Source organism: Micromonospora sp. NPDC006766, from assembly GCF_040636055.1.
Taxonomy (GTDB): domain Bacteria; phylum Actinomycetota; class Actinomycetes; order Mycobacteriales; family Micromonosporaceae; genus Micromonospora.
In genome coordinates, this window is sequence record NZ_JBEYIX010000010.1 from 70,138 (window position 1) to 93,045 (window position 22,908).

Annotated in this window: 20 protein-coding genes; 18 read left to right on the plus strand and 2 right to left on the minus strand. The window is 72.1% G+C overall.

Annotated elements, in window-relative coordinates; genetic code table 11:
- The first annotated feature begins 80 nt into the window (after positions 1-80).
- From thrC to rho, 5 genes are all read left to right on the plus strand, one after another.
- Entirely contained in the window at positions 81-1,130 is a 1,050-nt protein-coding gene (gene thrC / locus ABZ671_RS13000; protein ID WP_357855946.1) for a threonine synthase, read from the plus strand.
- Between the two features lie 207 nt (positions 1,131-1,337).
- Positions 1,338-4,607, plus strand: coding sequence for an efflux RND transporter permease subunit (locus tag ABZ671_RS13005; protein WP_357855949.1), 3,270 nt, complete (start codon positions 1,338-1,340; stop codon positions 4,605-4,607).
- 110 nt (positions 4,608-4,717) lie between these two features.
- Positions 4,718-5,968: an MFS transporter gene (locus ABZ671_RS13010; protein WP_357855952.1), complete on the plus strand. Its 1,251-nt coding sequence runs from the start codon at positions 4,718-4,720 to the stop codon at positions 5,966-5,968.
- A 75-nt stretch (positions 5,969-6,043) separates the two neighbouring features.
- Entirely contained in the window at positions 6,044-6,982 is a 939-nt protein-coding gene (gene thrB / locus ABZ671_RS13015; RefSeq protein WP_357856137.1) for a homoserine kinase, read from the plus strand.
- Positions 6,983-7,277: 295 nt separating this feature from the next.
- Positions 7,278-9,281: a transcription termination factor Rho gene (gene rho, locus ABZ671_RS13020; protein ID WP_357855955.1), complete on the plus strand. Its 2,004-nt coding sequence runs from the start codon at positions 7,278-7,280 to the stop codon at positions 9,279-9,281.
- 131 nt (positions 9,282-9,412) lie between these two features.
- Here the strand turns inward: rho and ABZ671_RS13025 are convergent, their stop codons facing one another.
- Complete coding sequence (locus ABZ671_RS13025) at positions 9,413-10,309, minus strand: AAA family ATPase (RefSeq protein ID WP_357856140.1); 897 nt, start codon at positions 10,307-10,309, stop codon at positions 9,413-9,415.
- A gap of 262 nt (positions 10,310-10,571) precedes the next feature.
- Between ABZ671_RS13025 and rpmE the strand changes: the two genes are divergently transcribed.
- Together rpmE and prfA are read left to right on the plus strand one after the other, a co-directional pair.
- Positions 10,572-10,796, plus strand: coding sequence for a 50S ribosomal protein L31 (gene rpmE, locus ABZ671_RS13030; RefSeq protein WP_357855960.1), 225 nt, complete (start codon positions 10,572-10,574; stop codon positions 10,794-10,796).
- A 115-nt stretch (positions 10,797-10,911) separates the two neighbouring features.
- The gene (prfA, locus tag ABZ671_RS13035; protein ID WP_357855963.1) at positions 10,912-12,000 is read left to right on the plus strand and encodes a peptide chain release factor 1; all 1,089 of its coding nucleotides are present in this window, start codon (positions 10,912-10,914) and stop codon (positions 11,998-12,000) included.
- 19 nt (positions 12,001-12,019) lie between these two features.
- Here the strand turns inward: prfA and ABZ671_RS13040 are convergent, their stop codons facing one another.
- Entirely contained in the window at positions 12,020-13,573 is a 1,554-nt protein-coding gene (locus ABZ671_RS13040) for a GGDEF domain-containing protein (RefSeq protein ID WP_357855966.1), read from the minus strand.
- 72 nt (positions 13,574-13,645) lie between these two features.
- Here ABZ671_RS13040 and prmC point away from each other — a divergent pair, with 72 nt between their 5' ends.
- The 11 genes from prmC to ABZ671_RS13095 all read left to right on the plus strand — a co-directional run bounded on the left by prmC (position 13,646) and on the right by ABZ671_RS13095 (position 22,863).
- A complete protein-coding gene (gene prmC / locus ABZ671_RS13045) occupies positions 13,646-14,593 on the plus strand; it encodes a peptide chain release factor N(5)-glutamine methyltransferase (RefSeq protein WP_357855969.1) in 948 nt (315 codons plus the stop codon).
- Positions 14,593-15,234 (plus strand): L-threonylcarbamoyladenylate synthase, encoded by a 642-nt coding sequence (locus ABZ671_RS13050; RefSeq protein WP_357856143.1) that lies wholly within the window; start codon positions 14,593-14,595, stop codon positions 15,232-15,234. The genes prmC and ABZ671_RS13050 overlap by 1 nt, the downstream gene beginning before the upstream one ends.
- Positions 15,235-15,846, plus strand: coding sequence for a phosphotyrosine protein phosphatase (locus tag ABZ671_RS13055; protein WP_357855972.1), 612 nt, complete (start codon positions 15,235-15,237; stop codon positions 15,844-15,846). It begins immediately after the preceding gene.
- 150 nt (positions 15,847-15,996) lie between these two features.
- Positions 15,997-18,108, plus strand: a complete 2,112-nt coding sequence (locus tag ABZ671_RS13060; RefSeq protein WP_357855975.1) for a transglycosylase domain-containing protein — start codon at positions 15,997-15,999, stop codon at positions 18,106-18,108.
- 125 nt (positions 18,109-18,233) lie between these two features.
- Positions 18,234-19,523 (plus strand): serine hydroxymethyltransferase, encoded by a 1,290-nt coding sequence (gene glyA / locus ABZ671_RS13065; RefSeq protein WP_357855978.1) that lies wholly within the window; start codon positions 18,234-18,236, stop codon positions 19,521-19,523.
- Positions 19,516-19,947, plus strand: a complete 432-nt coding sequence (locus ABZ671_RS13070) for a hypothetical protein (protein WP_357855981.1) — start codon at positions 19,516-19,518, stop codon at positions 19,945-19,947. Before glyA ends, ABZ671_RS13070 begins: the two co-directional genes overlap by 8 nt.
- 192 nt (positions 19,948-20,139) lie before the next feature.
- Positions 20,140-20,376, plus strand: a complete 237-nt coding sequence (locus tag ABZ671_RS13075; protein ID WP_357855984.1) for a hypothetical protein — start codon at positions 20,140-20,142, stop codon at positions 20,374-20,376.
- Positions 20,377-20,387: 11 nt separating this feature from the next.
- On the plus strand, positions 20,388-21,185 hold the full coding sequence (atpB, locus tag ABZ671_RS13080; protein ID WP_357855987.1) for a F0F1 ATP synthase subunit A: 798 nt from the start codon (positions 20,388-20,390) through the stop codon (positions 21,183-21,185).
- Between the two features lie 67 nt (positions 21,186-21,252).
- Positions 21,253-21,483, plus strand: a complete 231-nt coding sequence (locus ABZ671_RS13085; RefSeq protein WP_357855989.1) for an ATP synthase F0 subunit C — start codon at positions 21,253-21,255, stop codon at positions 21,481-21,483.
- 28 nt (positions 21,484-21,511) lie between these two features.
- Entirely contained in the window at positions 21,512-22,042 is a 531-nt protein-coding gene (locus ABZ671_RS13090) for a F0F1 ATP synthase subunit B (RefSeq protein WP_357855992.1), read from the plus strand.
- Complete coding sequence (locus tag ABZ671_RS13095; RefSeq protein ID WP_357855995.1) at positions 22,042-22,863, plus strand: F0F1 ATP synthase subunit delta; 822 nt, start codon at positions 22,042-22,044, stop codon at positions 22,861-22,863. The genes ABZ671_RS13090 and ABZ671_RS13095 overlap by 1 nt, the downstream gene beginning before the upstream one ends.
- The last annotated feature ends 45 nt before the right edge of the window (positions 22,864-22,908 follow it).

Here is a 22,908-nt window from a genome sequence, read left to right on the forward strand (position 1 = left end):
CCGGCGGCCGGTCCGAGCGGCTGGCCCATGCTGGTAGGGGCCCTGACGCGAGGCGGGGCGGTCAAGGCGAGGAGAGCGACATGTGGCGCGGCCTGATCGAGACGTACCGGGACCGGCTGCCGGTGACCGACGCGACCCCGGTGATCACGCTGCACGAGGGGAACACCCCGCTGCTTCCGGCGCCGGTGCTCTCCGCCCGGCTCGGCGCGGACGTGTGGCTGAAGGTGGAGGGGGCCAACCCGACCGGCTCGTTCAAGGACCGCGGCATGACGGTCGCCGTCTCCAAGGCCGTCGAGGCCGGTGACAAGGCGATCATCTGCGCCTCCACCGGCAACACCAGCGCCTCCGCCGCGGCGTACGCGGCCCGGGCCGGGATCACCTGCGCGGTGCTGGTGCCCCAGGGCAAGATCGCGCTGGGCAAGCTGGCCCAGGCACTGGTGCACGGCGCCAAGCTGCTCCAGGTGCAGGGCAACTTCGACGACTGCCTGGCGCTCGCCGGCAAACTCGCCCAGGACTATCCGGTCGCCCTGGTCAACTCGGTCAACATCGACCGGCTGCACGGGCAGAAGACCGCCGCCTTCGAGATCGTCGAGGCGCTCGGCGACGCCCCCGACATCCACTGCCTGCCGGTCGGCAACGCCGGCAACATTTCGGCGTACTGGATGGGCTACTCCGAGGACCTGCGCGCGGGCCGGGCCACGAAGGCCCCGAAGATGTACGGCTTCCAGGCGGCCGGCGCGGCTCCCCTGGTCAGCGGGCTGGCGGTATTGGAGCCGTCGACCATCGCCACCGCCATCCGGATCGGCAATCCGGCGAGCTGGACCAAGGCGATCGACGCCCGGGACGCCTCGGGCGGTCTGATCGAGGCGGTCACCGATCGGGAGATCCTGGCGGCGTACCGGCTGCTCGCCCGCGAGGTGGGCGTCTTCGTCGAGTTGGGCAGTGCGGCCAGCGTCGCCGGCCTGCTTCAGCAGGCCGACGCCGGCCAGGTGCCGGCCGGGTCCACGGTGGTCTGCACGGTGACCGGTCACGGCCTCAAGGACCCCGAATGGGCCATCTCGACGGCCCCCGCCCCGGTGACCATCGCCAACGATTCCCTGGCTGCCGCCCGCTCCCTAGACCTAGCCTGACCCACCCACCTCCACCCCGCCCGCCAGGCTGGGTTGATCATGACGTTCACGACGCATGGGAGCGCTCCCGTGACCGCTAAGCTCATGATCAACCGTGGGAGGGGAGGCCTGAGCGTGAGGTGGGGGTGGGGTGGGGGTGGGGAGCGTGGTGGGGTGGGGGAGACTTTGTGGACACCGCCGAATCCATTCCAGGAGTGAGTCACGCCGATGTCGCTGCTCGCCAGATTCAGCCTCGCCAACCGAGGGCTGGTCGCCCTCATCGCGCTGGTTACCACGGCGTTCGGGGCGTTCGCCGTGCCGTCGCTGAAGCAGCAGCTCCTGCCGTCGCTGGAGTTTCCCGCCGCGTTCATCGTGGCGACCTATCCGGGCGCCGCGCCGGAGATCGTCGAGTCCCAGGTCACCGAGCCGATCGAGAACAGTCTTCAGGGCATTCCGGGGCTGGAGAAGGTCACCTCGACCTCGCGTGAGGGCTCCACCACCGTCCAGGTGCAGTACGCGTTCGGCACCAACCTGGACGACGTGGTCAACAAGATGCAGACGGCTTTGAACCGCCTCGGCGGGCAGCTTCCCGAGGGAGTCAACCCGCAGGTCATCGCCGGCAGCACCGACGACCTGCCCGTCGTGGTGGTCGCCGCGACCGGCGGCGACGACGAGCAGGCCCTGGCGGAGAAGCTGCGCCGCAACGTCGTACCCGAGCTCGAGGGCCTGGACGGGGTACGCACCGTCGCGGTGACCGGCACCCGCGACCCGGTCGTGCTGATCACCCCCGACCCGGCGAAGCTGGCCGCGGCCCGGCTGGCCCCCACCGCGATCGGCCAGGCGCTGCGGACCAACGGTGTCGTGGTGCCGGCGGGCGCGGTGGCCGACGACGGCAAGTCGCTCCCGGTGCAGGTGGGCAGCCCGATCCGGACCGTGGACGAGCTGCGTGGCATCGTGCTTTCCACCGCCCCCGCCGCCCCGGTACGCCTCGGCGACGTGGCCCAGGTTGAGCAGCAGCTCGCCCCGGCCACCGGCTTCACCCGGACCAACGGCAAGCCCAGCCTGGGCATCGCCGTCACCGCCACGCCGGACGGCAACGCGGTCCGCATCTCGCACGACATCCGGGACCGCCTCGACGCGCTGAGGGCCGCCTCCGGGGCCGAACTGACCGTGGTCTTCGACCAGGCGCCGTTCGTCGAGCGCTCCATCGAGAGCCTGACCACCGAGGGCCTGCTGGGCCTGCTGATGGCGGTCGTGGTGATCCTGGTCTTCCTGCTCTCGATCCGCTCCACCGTGGTCACCGCGGTCTCCATCCCGCTGTCGGTGCTGGTCGCGCTGCTCGTGCTCTGGGCCGACGGACACTCGCTCAACCTGCTCACCCTCGGCGCGTTGACCATCGCCGTCGGCCGGGTCGTCGACGACTCCATCGTGGTGCTGGAGAACATCAAGCGGCACCTGGAGTACGGCGAGCCGAAGCGGTCCGCCATCCTCGGCGCGGTCCGCGAGGTGGCCGGCGCGGTGACCGCCTCCACGCTGACCACGGTCGCCGTCTTCGCGCCGATCGCGCTGGTGGGCGGCTTCGTCGGGCAGCTCTTCGCGCCGTTCGCGATCACCGTTACGGTGGCCCTGCTCGCCTCGCTACTGGTGTCGCTGACCGTGATCCCGGTGCTCGCGTACTGGTTCCTCAAGCCGCCCAGCGGTGGCGCGGACGAGGCCGGGGTCCGGCGCGCCGCCGAGGAGCGGGAGCTGCGCAGCCGGTTGCAGCGGACGTACCTGCCGGTCATCGGCTTCGCCACCCGGTCCCGGGGCACCCGCTGGGCCACCGTGGGGCTGGGCCTGTTGGTGCTGGTCGGCACGTTCGGCCTGGCACAGAAGCTGGAGACCAATTTCCTGGACGACTCCGGCCAGGACACTCTGACCATCCGCCAGGAGCTGCCGGCGGGCACCGGGCTGACCGGCACCGACCAGGCCGCCGCCCGGGTCGAGGAGGTGCTTCGGCGTACGCCGGGGGTGAAGACCTACCAGGTCACGGCCGGCGGCGGCAGCATGCCGTGGGCGCGTGGCGGCGGTGGCAACACCGCCTCCTTCTCGGTGGCGCTCACCAGCGACACCGACGCCGCGGCGGTCCGGCGGAGCCTGCGCACGGAGTTCGACGCCCTTGGTGCGGAGGTGGGCGAGCTGAGCTTCGGCGCCGGGCAGGGCGGTGCCTCCGCCAACCAGCTCGCGGTGGTCGTGCGGGCCGCCGACTCGGACACGCTGACCCGGGCCGCCGAGGCCGCCCGGAGCGCGGTGGCCGATACGCCCGGCATCGAGGATGTCACCACCAGTCTCGCCACCCGGGTGCCCCGGGTTGAGGTGACCGTGGACCGGGTCGCCGCGGCCCGGGCCGGGCTCACCGAGGCGGCTGTCGGGCAGCTCGTCGCGCAGGCGTACCGGGGGGCCCCGTTGGGGCAGGTGACCCTGGACGGCACGCCGCAGGACGTGGTGCTCGCTACCGGGGCCCGGCCTCCGCTGACTATGGACGAGCTGCGGGCGCTGCCGGTGGGTCCGGCCAGGCTGGGCGACATCGCCGCGGTCAGCCAGGTAGAGGGCCCGCAGCAGGTGACCCGGATCGACGGCGAGCGCAGCGTCTCGGTCACCGGTACGGCCACCGGCTCGGACCTCGGCACCACCACCCGTGAGCTGCAGCAGCGGCTGGACGCGCTGGACGTGCCGGGCGCGACGTTCAGCATCGGCGGCGTGAGCGCCGACCAGAAGGAGGCCTTCGCCGACCTGGGGCTGGCCGTGCTGGCCGCGATCGCGATCGTCTTCCTGATCATGGTTGCCACGTTCCGCAGCCTGACCCAGGCGCTGATCCTGCTGATCTCCGTACCGTTCGCGGCGACCGGCGCGATCGCGCTGCTGCTGGCCACCGGGACGCCGCTGGGCGTGCCGGCGTTGATCGGCGTGCTCATGCTGGTCGGCATCGTGGTGACGAACGCGATCGTGCTGCTCGACCTGATCAACCAGTACCGGGCACAGGGGATGGGCGTCGCCGAGGCGGTGGTCGAGGGCGGTCGCCGGCGGCTGCGGCCGATCCTGATGACCGCGGTCGCCACCGTGTTCGCCCTGCTGCCGATGGCGTTCGGGCTCACCGGCCAGGGCGGTTTCATCTCCCGTCCGCTGGCGATCGTGGTGATCGGCGGCCTGATCAGCTCGACGCTGCTGACGCTGATCCTGGTGCCGACCCTCTACACCATGGTGGAGCGCACCAAGGAGTCACTGCGGGGGCGCCGGGACCGCCGCTGGGGCACGCCGGCACCGGTGGCGCCACCAGCCCCGAAGCCGGTGCCGGTGACCGTCGGCGGCGGTGAGTCGCCGGCCGAGGCCGACGCGCCGTCGGCACCCGCGCCGCCGGCCCGGCCGGGCCCGTCGGGCGCGCTTATCGACGGTACGGACCAGTTCGAGGTGCTGCGCCTGCCGAAGAGCCGTCGCTCCCCGCTGCCACCCACCGACTGACCCGGCGCCGCCGGGTGACGTTGCCCGGCGTCGGGCCGCGTTGCCCGGCGTCGGGCCGCGTGACCATGCGGCACGCCGCTGCCGGATGGCCGGCCCGGTAGGGTTCCGGCGTGTCGCCCACCCTCTCGGTCGTCGTCCGCAACCGTGACTTCCGCAACCTCTTCCTCGCCGAACTGGTGGTCTTCGGCGCGGACTGGTTCGTCATGGTGCCGCTGCTGGTGCTCCTGCCGGAGCTGACCGGCAGCGGGGTGTGGGGTGCCCTGGTGCTTGCCGTGGACACCGGTATCACGGCGCTGCTGCTGCCGTACGCCGGAACCGTCGCCGACCGGGTCGACCGGCGGAAGATCATGATGGCGGCGAACCTGGCCGCACTGGCCGGGATCCTGCTGTTGCTCGGGGTGCGCAGTGCCGGTACGGCGTGGCTCGCCCTGGTGGCGATCGGGGCTGTGGCGGTGGCGAAGGCGTTCTACTCGCCAGCGGCCCAGGCCGCCCTGCCCAACCTGCTCGACCCGGCGGACCTGGCCGCCGGTAACGCGGTCGCGGGCTCCGCCTGGGGCACGATGACTGTCGTCGGCGCGTCGCTCGGTGGCATGCTCAGCGACGTCACCGGCCCGTACGTCAGCTTCTGGGTGGCGGCGGGCGGCCTGGCCGTGGCCGCCGGCCTCGCCGCGCGGATCCGCCGGCCGTTGCAGGCGCCCCGCGACCCGGAGCTCGCCGCCCCGCGCACCTGGACGGCGATCCACGAGGCGCTGCGCTACATCGCGCACCGGCCGCGGGTGCTGGCACTGGTCACCGTCAAGTCGGCGGTCGGCCTGGGCAACGGTGTGCTCACCGTCTTCCCGTTGCTCGCCGGGGTGTACGGGGTGGGTCCCGTCGGCACCGGCCTGCTCTTCGCCTTCCGGGGCGCGGGCGCGCTGGTCGGCCCGATCCTGATGAGACGGGTGCTCGCCAACCGGGCCTGGCTGCTCACCGGCCTCGCCGTGTCCATGTCCCTCTACGGCCTGGCCTACATCGGCGCGTCGGTGGTGGGCTGGTTCCCGCTGGTGTTGGCGCTGGTCCTGCTCGCCCATCTCGGCGGCGGCAGCAACTGGGTGCTGTCCAACTACGCCCTTCAGGGCGAGGTGCCGGACCGGTTGCGGGGTCGGGTGTTCGCCACCGACATGATGTTGGCGACGCTGGCCATCTCGATCAGCCAGCTCGTGGTGGCGCTGCTGGTGGACCAGGTGAGCGAGCGGAGCGTGCTGGCCGGCTGCGGCCTGGTCACCGTCGTCTACGCGGTGGGCTGGCGGCTCGCCACCCGGCGGCTCTCGCTCACCGACCCGGTGCCGCAGGCGGAGGCGGAGCCCACCCGTACGCCCTGACCGTCCCGCCGTTCACGCCGACGGTGGGCGGACCGCCGCGCTGTCGGTGTCGGGTCATAGCATGAGCCGGTGCCGATGACATTCGCCGCCGGTCCGATGCGGGTCCGGGTGCCCGCCACGAGTGCCAACCTTGGCCCCGGCTTCGACTCGCTCGGGTTGGCCCTCGGGCTGTACGACGACGTGGCGGCCGAGGTGACCGCCGGAGACGTTCGCGTGACGGTGACCGGCGAGGGCGCCGGCGAATTGCCGGAAGACGACCGGCATCTGGTGGTGGCGTCCATGCGCGCCGCCTTCGACGTGCTCGGTACGCAGCCGCCCGGGCTGGCCGTGGAGTGCGTCAACCGGATTCCGCAGGCTCGGGGCCTCGGTTCGTCCTCGGCGGCCATCGTCGCCGGGGTGCTGCTGGCCCGCGCGCTCGTCGACGACGGCGCGGCGCGGCTGGACGACGCCGGCGCGCTCCGGCTGGCCGCCGAGATCGAGGGCCACCCGGACAATGTCGCGCCCTGCCTGCTTGGCGGGTTCACGGTCGCTTGGACGGAGCCGGCCGGGGCACGTGCGATCTCGCTGGCCGTCGCGGAGAGCGTCCGCCCCACCGTCTTCATACCCGGCGAGCGGGGTCTGACCGCGACCGCCCGGGCCGCGTTGCCCGCCACCGTGCCGCACGCCGACGCGGCGCTGACCGCCGGTCGGGCGGCGTTGCTGGTGCACGCGTTGACCGCTGATCCGGCGCTGTTGCTGCCGGCCACCGTCGATCGGCTGCATCAGGACTACCGGGCCGAGGGGATGCCGGGGACGGCGGCCCTGGTCGGCGCGCTGCGTGGGGCTGGTGTGGCAGCCGTGGTCAGTGGCGCGGGCCCGACCGTGCTGGCGTTGACCGAGGTGCCCGCGGGATTCGCCGCGGGAACAGACTGGCAGCACTGGGAGTTGCCGATAGATGTCAGCGGAGCCCGGGTTGCCCGGGGTAGACTTGGACACGCCGAGCGGGACCCTGTTGCCGCAGGTCGGAAGAGTTGATTACGCTCTAGACTTAGCACAGCCGCGAAAGCATGCGATCTTCCTGCGGGGCGGCGCACCCCCGAAGCTCTCGGCGGTCAGCCCGTCACCCCTGCCAAAGGCCTACGCCGCACCGCAGTTTCCACAGGTCGCCGCAGACGGCAAGACCTGCTCACCGACGCTGGTGGGTCGGAAATCGACCGGCTGCTGTGTCACAGACTCCCGCGAAGCGTCCATGCGAGGCGGGTGCACCGAGGCCGCCCGGCCACCTGGTTTCGACTCCGGGCAGCCCCGGCCTATCGAGGGAAGGAATCCATTGAGCGACACCACCGACGTGACGTCGGATGTTTCCAACGTCGCTGGCGAAGGCACCACCGCCGCCCCCACGCGCCGCCGGCGCAGCGGTACCGGCCTGTCGGCGATGCTGCTGCCAGAGCTGCAGAGCCTGGCCGCGTCGCTCGGCATCTCCGGCACGGCTCGCATGCGTAAGGGCGAGCTGATCACCGCGATCTCCGAGCGGCAGGGCGGCGCCGCCGCCGGGACCCCTCGACCACGAGCCGAGGTCGCGGCCGCGACCACGCCCGCCCGGGAGGAGGTGCACGCCGAGGTACGCGAGGAGCGGGCCGAGACTCGGCCCGCCGAGCAGGCGCCGGCCGCCGAACCGGCCGAGGGTCGTACTACCCGTACCCGGCGTGGCCGGGCCGCCGCGGCGCCGACGACCGAAGCCCGACCGGCCGAGACGCGCACTGAGGAGGCTCCCGCCGAGACCGCCGAGCGGACCGAGCGCGGCGCCGAGCGGACCGAGCGCGGCGCCGAGCGGACCGAGCGCGGCGCCGAGCGCGGCGAGGGCCGGGGCCGGGAGCGGGCCGAGCGCGGCGAGCGGGCCGAGCGCGGCGAGCGGGCCGAGCGCGGCCAGCGGGCCGAGCGCGGTGAGCGGGCCGAGCGCGGTGAGCGGGCCGAGCGTGGCGAGCGTGGCGAGCGGGCCGAGCGCGGTGAGCGTGACCAGCGGGCCGAGCGTGGCGAGCGGGCCGAGCGTGACCAGCGCGCCGAGCGTGACCACGACGGGGAAGACGACGGCGAGGGCGGCGGCCGGCGGGGCCGGCGTAGCCGGTTCCGGGATCGCCGGCGTGGCCGCGGCGAGCGGGCCGAGGGCGGCGAGGGCGGCCGGGAGCCGCAGGTCGGCGAGGACGACGTGCTCGTTCCGGTCGCCGGCATCATCGACGTGCTCGACAACTACGCCTTCGTCCGGACCACCGGCTACCTGGCTGGCCCGAACGATGTGTACGTCTCGATGTCTCAGATCAAGAAGTACGGCCTGCGCCGCGGTGACGCGATCACCGGCGCTGTGCGGGCCGCCCGCGAGGGAGAGCAACGGCGCGACAAGTACAACCCGCTGGTCCGGCTCGACACCATCAACGGGATGGAGCCGGAGGAGGCGAAGCGCCGGCCGGAGTTCTACAAGCTCACCCCGCTGTACCCCCAGGAGCGGCTGCGGCTGGAGACCGAGCCGCACATCCTGACCACCCGGGTGATCGACCTGGTCATGCCGATCGGCAAGGGCCAGCGGGCGCTGATCGTCTCGCCGCCGAAGGCGGGCAAGACGATGGTGCTCCAGGCACTGGCGAACGCGATCACCCGCAACAACCCGGAGTGCCACCTGATGGTGGTGCTGGTGGACGAGCGGCCGGAAGAGGTCACCGACATGCAGCGGTCGGTGAAGGGCGAGGTCATCGCGGCCACGTTCGACCGTCCGCCGCAGGACCACACGACGGTGGCGGAGCTGGCGATCGAGCGGGCGAAGCGCCTGGTCGAGCTGGGGCACGACGTGGTCGTGCTGCTCGACTCGGTGACCCGGCTCGGTCGGTCGTACAACCTGGCGGCGCCGGCCAGCGGCCGGATCATGTCGGGTGGTATCGACTCCACCGCGCTCTACCCGCCGAAGCGCTTCCTGGGCGCGGCGCGCAACATCGAGAACGGCGGTTCCCTGACGATCCTCGCCACCGCGCTGGTGGAGACCGGGTCCATGGCGGACACGGTCATCTTCGAGGAGTTCAAGGGCACCGGCAACGCGGAGCTGAAGCTGGACCGGAAGATCGCCGACAAGCGGACGTTCCCCGCGGTCGACATCAATGCCTCCGGTACGCGCAAGGAGGAGGTCCTGCTCGCGCCCGAGGAGCTGGCCATCGTCCACAAGCTCCGGAAGGTCCTGCACTCGCTGGACTCGCAGGCGGCGTTGGACCTGCTGCTGGACAAGCTCAAGCACACCCGGACCAACATCGAGTTCCTGATGCAGATCGCGAAGTCGACGCCGGGCGAGTGACCCGATAGGAGCGACGCGCGCGAGGGGCACGGCCTTCGGGTCGTGCCCCTCGTCGCGTACGGGCTCAGCCAGACTTGTTAACAAGGGGCCCCTGCTCTACCGCAGGCGTTAACAGGGGCCCCTCCTTCCGTTCAGAAGTTGCCGTCGGCGACTTGGAAGACGGTTAGGCCTAGGGAGCGCCACATTCGGACCACCTGCTGCCGGTCGTCGAACACGCCGACCACCCGGTACCGGTCCCGGATTTCCCGTTCGTAGATCTCCTGCTTGACCACGGAGTCCTTGCGGTGGTCGCCGACCGCCCGTAGGTGCAGCGCCAGGTAGGGGACCTTGACGTGCCGGTCCAGCCAGGCCACCGTATCGGCTCGGGCTGAGGCGTCCCGGCCCGAGCAGAAGATCACCCCGTGCCCGGCCGCGTGCATCGCCCGGACCGCCGCGATCACCGCCTCGTTCGGCACGTCCTGTCCGACCCGGGTCATGTCGTACGGGCTGCGCGACACGTTCAGCGCGACCGTGCCGTCGATGTCGACCAGCACGATGTCGGGACGCTCGCTCCGGGCCGGCTCCACCCGGGCCGGCCCACCTGTGCGGGCGGTCGGGACCGGCAGCGGCAGCGGACGGTTGGCGAGGTAGCGCTCGTGCAGCCGGCGGATCGCCGCCTCGCCGACCCGGTCGACCTCCGGCCGCGCGGCGTCCCGGCGCAGGCACTCCTCCAGCGGTACGTCGGTGAAGTCGTGCACCTCGAACGCGGCGCCGAACCGTTCGGCCAGGTCCGCCCAGTCGCGCAGGGTGCGGGAGCGCAGGTTGGTGTCGTCCACGCAGACGCTCACCCTGGCCGCCAGCAGCGCCGTCACCTGCGCCCGCTGGACCTTGGTGACCTGTCCCTCGGCCCACTGGGTGAAGAGCCGCTCACCGTGCATCATCCGGCGCAGGTCGTCCCGGTTGACGCGGACCACGTCGGGCTGGAGCCGGCGGGCGAAGGTGGTCTTGCCGGAGGCGGGCAGCCCGCGGGTCGCGATCAGGCGAAACATCCCGCTCACCCCCGATCCGTCCGATCCCGGTGCCGGGCCCACCGTACGCCGGGGGAATGCCCGCACACCCGGCGGGAATGCCTATCTCGATGCGAGCGTTGCGCCTGTCGGACCCGCTGTGCGGCCCGCTCGTCGGGTCGGCGTACGGCCATGGCACACTGGTCAATCGGCCACCGGTTCCGGTTCACGCCCGAGCCCGTCGCGGAGACGACGGGGCACGCGACGGCGACCCGGCGACCACCGACGAAAGGACCGAGGCGAAATGAAGCAGAACATCCACCCGGAGTACACGACCACCGAGGTCCGCTGCTCCTGCGGTAGCACCTTCACCACCCGCAGCACCGCCAAGGGCGGTCAGATCAGCGTCGAGACCTGCAGCGCCTGCCACCCGTTCTACACCGGCAAGCAGCGCGTCCTCGACACCGCTGGTCGGGTCGCGAAGTTCCAGCAGAAGTACGCCAAGGTTCAGGCCAAGAAGGCCAAGTAGCTGTTTCGACGACGCCCGTGTCCGGCTGCGCGCCGGACGCGGGCGTTCGTCCGTTTCCGCCCGGTTGACCCCGACCGCCGTCCAGTTTCGTCGCCGCCGAAGGAGCATCCGCAGCATGAGCAGTGAGCGCCTGGCCACCCTCCTCGACGAGTACGCCGAGTTGGAGAAGCGGCTGGCCGACCCCGCCATCCACGCCGACCAGGGCACCGCCCGTCGGGTCGGCCGGCGCTACGCGGAGTTGGTCCCGCTGCACAAGGCCGCCGGCGAGTTGGAGCAGGCCCGGGCCGACCTGGCCGCCGCCCGTGAGCTGGCCGTCGAGGACGCGGCCTTCGCGGCCGAGGCGGAGGCGATCGCCGCGTCCCTGCCAGCGCTGGAGGGGCGGCTGGCGGAGCTGCTGATCCCGCGCGACCCGCACGACGCGAAGGACGTCATCGTCGAGATCAAGGCCGGCGAGGGCGGCGAGGAGTCGGCGCTTTTCGCCGGTGACCTGCTCCGGATGTACACCCGGTACGCCGAGCGGCACGGCTGGACGACCGAGGTGATCGACTCGCAGGAGTCCGACCTCGGCGGGGTCAAGGACGTCTCCCTGGCGATCAAGACCAAGGGTGTGCCGGAGGGCGGCAACGGGGTCTGGTCCCGGCTCAAGTGGGAGGGCGGCGTGCACCGGGTGCAGCGCGTCCCGGTCACCGAGTCGCAGGGTCGGATCCACACCAGCGCGGCCGGCGTGCTGGTGCTGCCGGAGGCCGAGGACGTCGACGTCACCATCGACCCGAATGAGCTGCGGATCGACGTGTTCCGCTCGTCCGGCCCCGGCGGGCAGTCGGTCAACACCACCGACTCGGCGGTCCGGATCACCCACCTGCCGACCGGGATCGTGGTCTCCTGCCAGAACGAGAAGTCGCAGCTGCAGAACCGGGAGCAGGCCCTGCGCATCCTGCGCGCCCGACTGCTGGCCGCCGCGCAGGAGCAGGCCGACGCGGCCGCCTCGGACGCCCGCAAGGCACAGGTCCGCACGGTGGACCGGTCGGAACGGATCCGCACGTACAACTTCCCGCAGAACCGGATCACCGACCACCGGATTGGCTACACCGCGTACAACCTGGACCTGGCCCTGGCCGGTGAGCTGGACGGGGTCCTGGACGCCCTCACCGAGGCCGACCGCGCCGCCCGCCTGGCCGGCGAGACAGAGCTCTCCCGCCGCTGACCCCCGCCCGCCGGCGAGGTCAGGAGGCGCGGAGGCGGTCCTTGGCGCGCAGCATCTCCCGGTCGGCGAGCTCGAACGCGGTGCCCAGCGCCTCCCGAATGCTCACCCCGGAGCCGCCGGTGACCTCGGCGAAGCCGATGCTCACCCCGACCGGGGTGCCGGGAACCAGCGTCTCCCAGTCTTCGGTGCGGACGGCGGCCTGGATCCGGCGGGCCACCTCGGCCGCCTCGGTCATTCCCGTCTCGGGCAGTACCACCACGAACTCGTCACCGCCGTAGCGGGCCACGAAGTCGCCGCGCCGCATCACCCGGTTGATCACCCTGGCGATTCGTTGCAGCACCAGGTCGCCGGAGTGGTGGCCGTGCCGGGTGTTCACCGCCTTGAAGCCGTCCAGGTCGCAGACGCCGATCACCACCCGCTCGCCCCGGGCCACCACCGCCCCGATGTAGCGCTCCAGCCGGCGCCGGTTGGGCAACCCGGTCAGCGGGTCGGTGAGCGCCTCACCCTCGTACCGGGCGGCCTCGCGGCGCATCTCCTCGTGGTCGATCCGGGCGGCGATGCCGTCGATGTAGACGTCCCGCAGCCGGTCGCTGCGTTGTGCCGCCAGCCGGAACGCGTGCCGGTCGGCCTGGTGCGCGCCGGCGTGGTCACCGGCCCGGGCCAGCGCGATGCTGCGCAGCCGGAGCGGCTCGGCCGCGCCCAGCGTCTCGGCGGAGACCCGGGTGGTGTCCAGCCGGGCCACCGCCTCGATCGGCCGGCCGTCGGCGACTGCCAGGCAGACCTGGCCGAGCTGGCGCAAATCCCGGGCGCGAGCACTGTCCCCGCCGTGGTCGAGCAGCCGGGCGGGGTCGCCGTCGCCGCCGGACTCCACCCGGTCGCCGAGCGCGGCCCGCCGGGCGGCGGCGTATCCGTACGCGGCCAGGCTGCTCGGTCGGATGTTGCCGGCCCGCCCCTGCCCGAGGAAGCGGCTGAAGTCGCCGGCCACATCGCGCAGCACCCGCAGGCAACCGTCGCTGTCGCCGTGGTGGTCCAGCGCGACCGCGTTGCGCAGCCGGATGCCGGGAGCGGCGAAGGCCTCCTCCGGGATGCCGGCGGTGAGCCCCACCTGGCGGGCGCGCTCGATCGCTCCGAGCGCGTGGCCGTGGAAGCTGAGGTAGGAGTAGGCCATCGCCAGGTCGTGCCAGCCCCAGGCGGTGTCCCGGTCCGGATCGTCGTCGGCGGTCAGCGCCCGGGCCGCCCTCACCAGATGGGTCACGCAGCGGTCCAGCGCCCCCTGATGGTGCGCGGCGAGCGCCGCCAGGGCGTTGAGGTGCCCGTGCAGGTAGGGCTCGGCCAGGTCCCGGACGGCGGCGGACGCCTCTTCGACGGCGCGGGTGAACTCGGCCGTCCGACCGAGGTTGATCAGCGCGGAGAGGCGCTGGACCAGCGCGTCGGCCCGTGCGTACGGGTCGGTGGTGGTGCGGATCACCCCGTCGAGGAGGGTGCAGGCCTCCGCCGAGCGGCTCACCTCCTGGAACGCCCGTGCGCGCCGGAGGGCGTCAACCTGGTCGTCGACCCGGTCGAGCCAACCCACTCGGACCTCCTGTCACTGTGCGTCCGGGCGCACCCGCTCGTGCGGCGGCCCGTGACGCCTCATGATTATGTCGTGACATCCCTCCCGCAACACCCGTCCGAAGGGACAGAACGCGAGCGTCCGTCACTGGCGGTCGCCCGGACGGCCCGGGCCCTGGCCGCGGCCGGAATCGAGGCGCCGCGCGCGGAGGCCGAGCAGCTCGCCGCGTACGTGCTGGACGTGCCGCGCGGCCGGCTGACGCTGGCCGACGGCTTCACCCCGGAGCAGCGCGGCCGCCTCGACGCGTTGGTTGCTCGGCGGGTGGCCCGGGAACCCCTCCAGCACCTCACCGGCGTTGCCGGTTTCCGACACCTGGAGCTGGCGGTCGGCCCGGGGGTGTTCGTGCCCCGGCCGGAGACCGAGTTGCTCGCCGGCTGGGGTGTCGAGCAGGGGCGGCGGCGGAGGTCCCCGCTGGTGGTGGACCTGTGCAGCGGCTCCGGCGCGATCGCGCTGGCGGTGGCCCAGGAACTGCCCGAGGCCCGGGTGGTGGCGGTGGAACGCTCCCCGGCGGCGCTGACCTGGCTGCGCCGCAACGCCGCGGACCGGGCCGCCGCGGGGGACACCCCGGTGGAGGTGGTGGCGGCCGACGTCACCGACCCGCAACTCCTCGCCGACCTGGTCGGCCGGGTCGACGTGCTGCTCTGCAACCCGCCGTACGTGCCGCGGTCGGTGGCCGTGTCGCCCGAGGTGGCCGGGTACGACCCGGACGAGGCGGTCTTCGGCGGCGCGGACGGGCTGGACGTGATCCGGCCGGTGGTCGCCCGGGCCGCCGCGTTGCTGCGACCCGGTGGCGGGCTCGGTGTCGAGCACGACGACACCCACGGGGCGGCGGTGCCCGCGCTGCTCGCCGCCGACGGCCGGTACGAGCGGGTCGAGGAGCACCACGACCTGGTCGGGCGTCCCCGGTTCGTGACCGCGTCCCGGCGGGCGGACGGCCGGCACGCCGAGTCCGACCCGGCGTGGCAGACTGGCTCCTCGTGATGCTCTACGACTGTCGGTCGCCCGCCGACCGGGACCGCGGCATCGCCGCTGCCATCGAGGCGGTCAAGAACGGCGAACTCGTCGTCCTGCCGACCGACACGGTCTACGGCGTCGGCGCCGACGCCTTCACCTCGTACGCGGTGCGGGCCCTCGCGGACGCCAAGGGATCCCAACAGCCGCCCCCGGTGCTGATCGGGTCCCGGCACACCCTTGACGGCCTGGTCTTCTCGCTGCCCCGCGCGGCCCGTGACCTGGTCGAGGCGTTCTGGCCGGGCGCGCTGACCCTCGTGGTGGAGCACTCGCCGAGCCTCGCGTGGGACCTGGGCGACACCAGCGGCACGGTGGCGGTGCGGATGCCGTTGCACCCGGTGGCGCTGGAGGTGCTGCGGGAGACCGGCCCGATGGCGGTGGCCTCGGCCAACAAGGTCGGGCAGCCGGCCGCGCTCACCGCCGAGGAGGCGCGCGAGCAGCTCGGCTACGGCGTCCGGGCCTACCTGGAGGCCGGGCCGGCCCTGGATCCGCTGCCCAGCACCATTGTCGACCTCACCGGTGAGGTGCCCCGGGTGCTGCGCCAGGGTGCCGTGTCGCTGGACAAGCTGCGCGACGTGGTGCCGGACATCCTCGACGAGCGGGGGGTCTGAGTGCCGCCGTTCACCGTCCTGCATGTCTGCATGGGCAACATCTGCCGGTCACCGATGGCCGAGCGACTGCTGACGCTCGCCGTCCGGGAGCGGCTGCGCCGCCTCGGCGTCGACCCGGCCGGCGTTGACGAGCTGGTACACAGCCACAGCGCCGGCACTGGCGGCTGGCACGCCGGCGAGGAGATGAACCCACCGGCCGCCCGGCAGGTCGTCTCGCGCGGTGGTGACGTGGCGGGCTTCGCCGCCCGTAAGCTGCGTTCCGACCTCATCGACGCCGCCGACCTGGTCCTTACGGCCACCGCCGACCAGCAGGAGTACGTGGTGGCGTTGCGGCCGGACGCCGCCGCCCGCACGTTCGTGCTCGGCGAGTTCGGCCGGCTGCTGGGCGGGGTGGACCGGTCCGGGCTGCCTCCGGTCGAGGCCACCCCGGCGGCGGTGTACGCCCGGGGCGTGGCCCTGGTGGCCGCGGTGGACGCGGCCCGGCAGGGCGTCGCGTCGCTGCCCTCCGACGATCTCGACGATCCGTGGGGCCGGGGTGACCAGTGCTTCACCCGGGTGGCCGACGAGATCGAGGAGACGGTGCACCCGCTGACCGCCGCGCTGCTGCCCTGAGCCCCGGCTGGCCCGATAGCTGGGGCGTTCTGTCCAACTTCATCCGTCCTCGCGAAATTCCTGCGTGTTTCGGCGAAGGTGGCAGTGAAACCGCCTGATTAGCGTCATTCTGAACGGGTCTCGTAAAGCTGGCTCCTGCGGGGAGAGCTGATGAACCGGGCCCATCTCAACAAGCTGTTCACCGTCCTGCTCGCCGGCGTGCTCGCCGGAATGGTTCTGGCCGCCGCCGCGCTGCCGGCCGCGCTGGTGTTCGGGTTCGGCTTCAAGGGGCTGATGCCCTACGCCGAGCTGCCGGAGTCGCTGCACACGGCGCAGCCGGCCCAGCGCTCCAACCTCTACGCCAACGACGGCCGCACTCTGATCACCTCGTTCTACGTCGAGGATCGGGTGGACGTGCCGGTCACCGAGGTGGCACCGGTGATGCGCCAGGCCATCGTGGCTGCCGAGGACGTCCGCTTCTATGAGCACCACGGCGTCGACATCCGCGGCGTGCTGCGGGCCCTGACTGCCAACCGGGATGGCGAGACTCGGCAGGGCGCCTCCACGCTGACCATGCAGTACGTGCGCAACGCGCTGGCCAGTGACCCTCGGCTGACCGAGGAGGATCGGGCCAGAGCGACCGAGATCAGCGCGAGCCGCAAGATCCGTGAGATGCGGTACGCGCTGGCCCTGGAACGGGAACTGAGCAAGGATGAGATCCTCAACCGCTACCTGAACATCGCGTACTTCGGCGCCGGGGCGTACGGCGTCGCCGCGGCCAGCAAGCGCTACTTCTCCACCACTCCGGCGCGGCTGACCCTGCCCCAGGCGGCGATGCTGGCCGGGCTGGTCCGCTCGCCGAACAGCGACGACCCGATCAACGGCAACGCCGACGCGGCCCTGACTCGCCGCGCGTACGTGCTGGACCGGCTGGTGGAGACCGGGCAGGTCAACGCCGCGGACGTCGAGCGGGCCAAGGCCGAGAGCTTGAACCTGCGGCCCAGCGCCACGCCGAACGACTGCGCTGCGGTGCCGGCCGATCACAACGACTGGGGCTTCTTCTGCGACTGGTTCACCCAGTGGTGGAACGCCCAGCCCACCTTCGGTCAGTCGCCGGAGGAACGGCAGCAGACGCTGCGCCGGGGTGGCTGGTCGATCGTCTCCTCGCTCGACCCCGACGTGCAGAGCAAGACCATCGAGCAGGTGCTCGGGATCTACGCCGTGACCAACCAGCGGGCCGCGCCGACCGCGGTGGTGCAGCCGGGCACCGGCCGGGTGCTGGCCATGGCGGTGAACCGCAACTACAGCGTCGCCGCGAACCCGAAGGGACAGCAGAACTACCCGAACACGGTCAACCAGCTCATCGCCGGGGGCGGTGGCATCGTCGGCTACCAGGCCGGCTCGACCTTCAAGCTCTTCGCGATGCTCGCCGCGCTGGAGTCCGGGCTGCCGCTGGACACCAGGTTCGACGCCCCGTCCGTGTTCGTCACCAACTATGCGACCGGTTCCGGGCCGGCCAGCTGTGGCGGCCGGTGGTGCCCGGAGAACGCCAGCCCGGACTGGATGGACGGCCCCCGCACCATGTGGAGCGCCTTCGGCCGGTCGGTGAACACCTACTTCGCCTGGCTGACCCAGCAGGTGGGCGCGGACCGGGTGGTGGAGATGGCCGAGCGGCTGGGCATAGTGCTGCGCTCGCCCGAGGACGCCCGGCTGGCCCGTGAGGGGGCGAAGGGCTGGGGTCCGTTTACCCTCGGCGTCGTCGACACCACCCCGCTCGACCTGGCCGGGGCGTATGCGACGGTGGCCGCCGAGGGGGTCTGGTGCCGTCCCACCCCGGTGACCTCCATCACCGACTCCTCGGGCCGCAAGATCGCCGCCGGCAGCCCGGACTGCCGGCAGGTGCTCGACACCGACGTGGCCCGGGCGGCGGCCGACGCGGCCCGCTGCCCGGTCGGCGACCAGTCGATGTACCGGCGCTGTGACGGCGGCACCGCCGAGGAACTGCGGCCCACGCTCCGTCGCCCACTCGGCGGCAAGACCGGCAGCTCGGACGGGAACGCGACGGAAACCCTGGTCGCCTTCACCCCGCAGCTCACCGTCGCCACCATCGCCGCCAACCCGGACGATCCCGGGGACGCCGTCGGCGGCGGCGTGCAGGCCCGGCAGGTCACCGCCGTGGGCAAGCTGCTGGCGTACGCCCTCCGTGACCAACCGGTGCTCGACTTCATCCCCCCCACCCAAACCACCGCCTTCAACCGCACCACCCCCCATCCCGGCGACTAACCCCCGGCGATCTTGCAGGTGCTGCCGGGGCGAAACGGAGGTAAGCCGCGAACCGGGGGCCGAAACTGCAAGATCGCGCGAAGGCGGGGCGTGGGGTGGATGGGGGGTTCGTAGACTTGGGGGTTGTGGGGAATGTGGCGGGCGCCTTTTGGGGGCCGGACTTTGAGCAGCTCAGGCGCGTAGACCCGGAGATAGCCGGGGTGGTGTTGGGGGAGTTGGGGCGGCTGCGCGGCGGGTTGCAGCTGATCGCCAGCGAAAACCTGACCTCCCCGGCCGTGCTGGCCGCCCTCGGCTCCACGCTGACCAACAAGTACGCCGAGGGCTATCCGGGCCGGCGCTACTACGGCGGCTGCGCCGAGGTGGACCGGGCCGAGGAGATCGGCATCGCCCGGGCGAAGGAGCTCTTCGGCGCCGAGCACGCCAACCTCCAGCCGCACTCGGGCGCCAGCGCCAACCTGGCCGCGTACGCCGCCTTGGTGCAGCCGGGCGACACCGTGCTGGCGATGGATCTGCCGCACGGCGGCCACCTCACCCACGGCAGCCGGGTGAATTTCTCCGGCAAGTGGTTCCACGCGGTCGGCTACCGGGTCCGCCCGGACACCGAGCTGATCGACTACGACGAGGTACGCGACCTGGCCCGGGCGCACCGGCCCAAGATGATCATCTGTGGCGCGACGGCCTACCCGCGGCTGATCGACTTCGCCCGGTTCCGGGAGATCGCCGACGAGGTCGACGCGTACCTGATGGTGGACGCCGCGCACTTCATCGGCCTGGTCGCCGGCCAGGCGATCCCGTCCCCGGTGCCGTACGCCGACGTGGTCTGCGCCACCACCCACAAGGTGCTGCGCGGCCCGCGCGGCGGCATGATCCTCTGCCGGGAGTCGCTGGCCGCCCGGATCGACAAGGCGGTCTTCCCGTTCACCCAGGGCGGCCCGCTGATGCACGCCGTCGCGGCCAAGGCGGTCGCGCTGCGCGAGGCGGCCGAGCCCGAGTTCCGCGCGTACGCTGCCCAGGTGATCAACAACGCTCGAGCGCTCACCGCGGGCCTGGCCGCCGAGGACATGCGGCCGGTCTCCGGCGGCACCGACACCCACCTGACCCTGATCGACCTGCGCGCGCTCGGGGTGACCGGGGCGGACGCGGAGGCGCGCTGCGACGCCGCGCGCATCACGCTCAACAAGAACGCCATCCCGTACGACCCGCAGAAGCCGATGGTCGCCTCCGGCCTGCGGGTGGGCACGCCGAGCGTCACCACCCAGGGCATGCGGGAGGGCGAGATGCGCACGATCGCCGCGCTCATCGCCCGGGCGGTCCGCACCGACCCGGAGGCACCCGGGGGCACCGACGAGCTGGCCCGGATCGCCGCCGACGTGACCGAGCTGGTCACCGCCTTCCCGGCGTACCCCCGTGGCTGAGCCCGGGGCGCACGCGGCGGAGGCGACCGCGGACCGTGGCTGGCGGCTGCGTCATCTGCCGGTGTTGCTGATCGCGTCCGTGGTGTTGGCCGCGGCGGCGGCGGTGGTCGGCGGGGTGAGCCAGGGCGCGGACGGCGCGCTCGGCGCGGCGCTCGGGGTCGCCGTCACCGCACTCAGCTACACGCTCACCACCGTCGTGCTGGCCTGGGCCGACGCCCGCGACCCGCAGCTGGTGCTGCCCTTCGGGGTCGGTGTGTACGTGGCCAAGATGACCCTCCTCGGGGCGGTGATGGTCCTGGTGGCCGCGACCGGCTGGCCGGGGCTGATCCCGTTCTGCCTGGGCATCGCGGCGGGCGTCGCGGTCTGGACCGGGGTGCACATCTGGTGGCTGACCACCGTCCACGCCCGGCGGTCCCGCCCCTGACCTGCGGACGCCCGGCGTGCCGTCCCACGCTTCGGACGGCACGCCGATGTGTCCGCGATCGGTCATTCTCTCAGGGGCGGGAGGGGAGTAGGTTTCCTCCAGACGACTTCGCCCACCCGTGTCCCGCACAACCAGGTTGTGCGGGGGGTGTGGCACAGCCTTGTCTTCTCGACTGATATCGTTCGCCCCGTCATGGCCGGTGACCAGAAACCCCCCAGCGCTGGCGGCCCGGGCGACGTTCCGTCCGGTGCCGGTCAGGGTTGGACCGCGCTCTCGTACCTCATCGGGGGCATGCTCGTCTGGGGCTTCGTCGGCTGGCTGGTCGACCGTTGGCTCGATACCAGTGGCATCGCCACCGGTATCGGGATCGTGCTCGGCATGACCGGGGGGATCATCCTGGTCGTCCGTAAGCTCGGTACGCCTGAATAGGAAGGGACGCGGTGTTCGGACAGGTGAACGTCCTTGCACAGGGCGAGGCAAATTTCCCACCCAGCGTGGAGGACTTCTACCTGCCCAGCATCGCACCCTGGGGTGCGCACAATTCCTACTGGTTCACCAAGATCACCTTCATGGTCTGGCTGGCGGTCGGGATTCTGATCCTGTTCTTCCTGCTCAGCTACCGCAAGCCGCAGCTGGTGCCGACCAAGAAGCAGTGGTTCGCCGAGTCGATCTACGGCTTCGTGCGGAACAACATCGCCGTCGACATGATCGGGCACCAGGGCGTCCGGTTCGCGCCGTACTTCACGACGCTCTTCTGCTTCGTGCTGCTGACGAACTTCTTCGCGATCGTCCCGTTCTTCCAGATCTCGCCGAACTCGCACATCGCCTTCCCGGCGTTCCTCGCGATCATCAGCTACGTGCTCTTCAACTACGTGGGCATCAAGAAGCACGGGTTCGGCAAATACTTCAAGGGCGCGCTGATCCCGCCCGCGCCGTGGTACATCCTGCCGCTGCTGATCCCGATCGAGGCGTTCTCGACGTTCCTGGTCCGGCCGTTCTCGCTGGCCGTCCGTCTGTTCGCCAACATGTTCGCCGGGCACATGCTCCTGTTGGTCTTCACGCTCGGCGGCTTCGCGATGCTCAACGCCACCGCGCTGCTGGCGCCGGTCTCGGTGCTCTCCTGGGTGATGACCGTCGCGCTGACCTTCCTCGAGTTCCTGGTGATCTGTCTGCAGGCCTACGTCTTCACCGTGCTGACCGCCAGCTACGTGCAGGGCGCGCTCGCCGAGGAACACTGATCCACTTCGCACCAACCGTTGTCGTCCCGCGTGACAGTCACGCGTGATAACCAGGAGGAACACACCAATGGACGTTCTCGCCGCGGTAACGGGCAGCACCGCCGCCATCGGCTACGGTCTGGCCGCCATCGGCCCGGGCATCGGCGTCGGCCTGGTCTTCTCGGCCTACATCCAGTCGACCGCCCGCCAGCCGGAGTCGTCCCGGATGACCCTGCCGTACGTCTGGATCGGCTTCGCGGTCATCGAGGCCCTGGCCCTGCTCGGCGTCGCGTTCGGCTTCGTCTGGGCTGGCAAGTAATCCCGTCCCTCAGATCGGGAGGTCTTCCATGTACTTCCTAGCCGAGCCTGCTGATCACAACCCGATCCTCCCGATCTGGGAAGAGATCGTGGTCGGTGGTATCGCCTTCATCGTGCTCTGCTTCGTGCTGATGAAGTTCGTCTTCCCGCGCATGGAGCAGACGTTCCAGGCCCGGGTCGACGCGATCGAGGGCGGCATCAAGCGCGCCGAGGCCGCCCAGGCCGAGGCCAACCAGCTGCTCGAGCAGTACCGGGCGCAGCTCGCGGAGGCGCGTACCGACGCCGCCAAGATCCGCGACGACGCCCGGGCCGATGCCGAGGGCATCCGCCAGGACGTCCTCGCCAAGGCGCGCGAGGAGTCCGACCGGATCATCGCGGCCGGCAAGGAGCAGCTCGCCGCCGAGCGGGCCACCATCGTGCGCGAGCTGCGCACCGAGGTTGGCACCATCGCGGTCGACCTGGCCAGCAAGATCGTCGGTGAGTCGCTCGCCGACGAGGCGCGTCGCAAGGGCACCGTTGACCGGTTCCTGAGCGGTCTCGAGAGCACGGGGGCCCGCTGATGCAGGCCGCCAGCCGGGAGTCGTACAAGGTCGGGGCCGAGCGCCTCGACGCGTACGCCCGCGGCGCGGAGCCGTCGGCGGTGGCCGCCACCGCCGACGACATCCTCTCCGTCGCCGCGTTGCTGCGGCGCGAGCCGCGGCTGCGCCGGGCGCTGTCGGACCCGGCCCGTTCGGGTGAGGACCGCGCCGGCCTGCTCACGGGCGTCCTGACCGGCAAGGTCGGCGCGGACGCGCTCGACCTGCTCGTCTCGCTGGTCTCCGGCCGCTGGTCGGCATCGTCGGAACTGCTCGACGGTACCGAGCGGCTGGGTGTCGAGGCGCTCCTGGCGACCGCCGACAAGGCCGGCGAGCTGGGCGAGGTCGAGGACGAGCTGTTCCGCTTCGGCCAGGTCGTCTCCGGTTCCGCCGACCTGTCCAACGCGCTCTCCGACCCGATGGCCTCGGGTGAGCGGCGGGCCACGCTGGCCCGCGAGCTGCTCGCCGGCAAGGCCCGGCCGGTCACCGTCCGCCTCGTCGAGGCCGCGCTGGCCGGTTTCGGGGGACGCTCCTTCATCGGGGCGCTCACCCGGCTGGTCGAGCTGGCCGCCGACCGGCGGGACCGCCAGGTCGCGTACGTGACCGTGGCAGCCCCGCTGAGTGACGAGGAGGAGCGACGCCTGGGTGCCCGCCTCTCCGCCATGTACGGTCGAGAGGTTTCCGTCAAGCAGACGGTCAACCCCGAGGTGCTCGGTGGAGTGAGTGTGCGGGTCGGCTCCGACCTGTACGACGGCACCGTCCTGCGCCGCCTCAACGAGACCCGCAACGCGCTCGCGAAGCGCTGACCAGCGTCTCCTAAGCCCTGATTCGACGCCATCGGACCGGTCGGT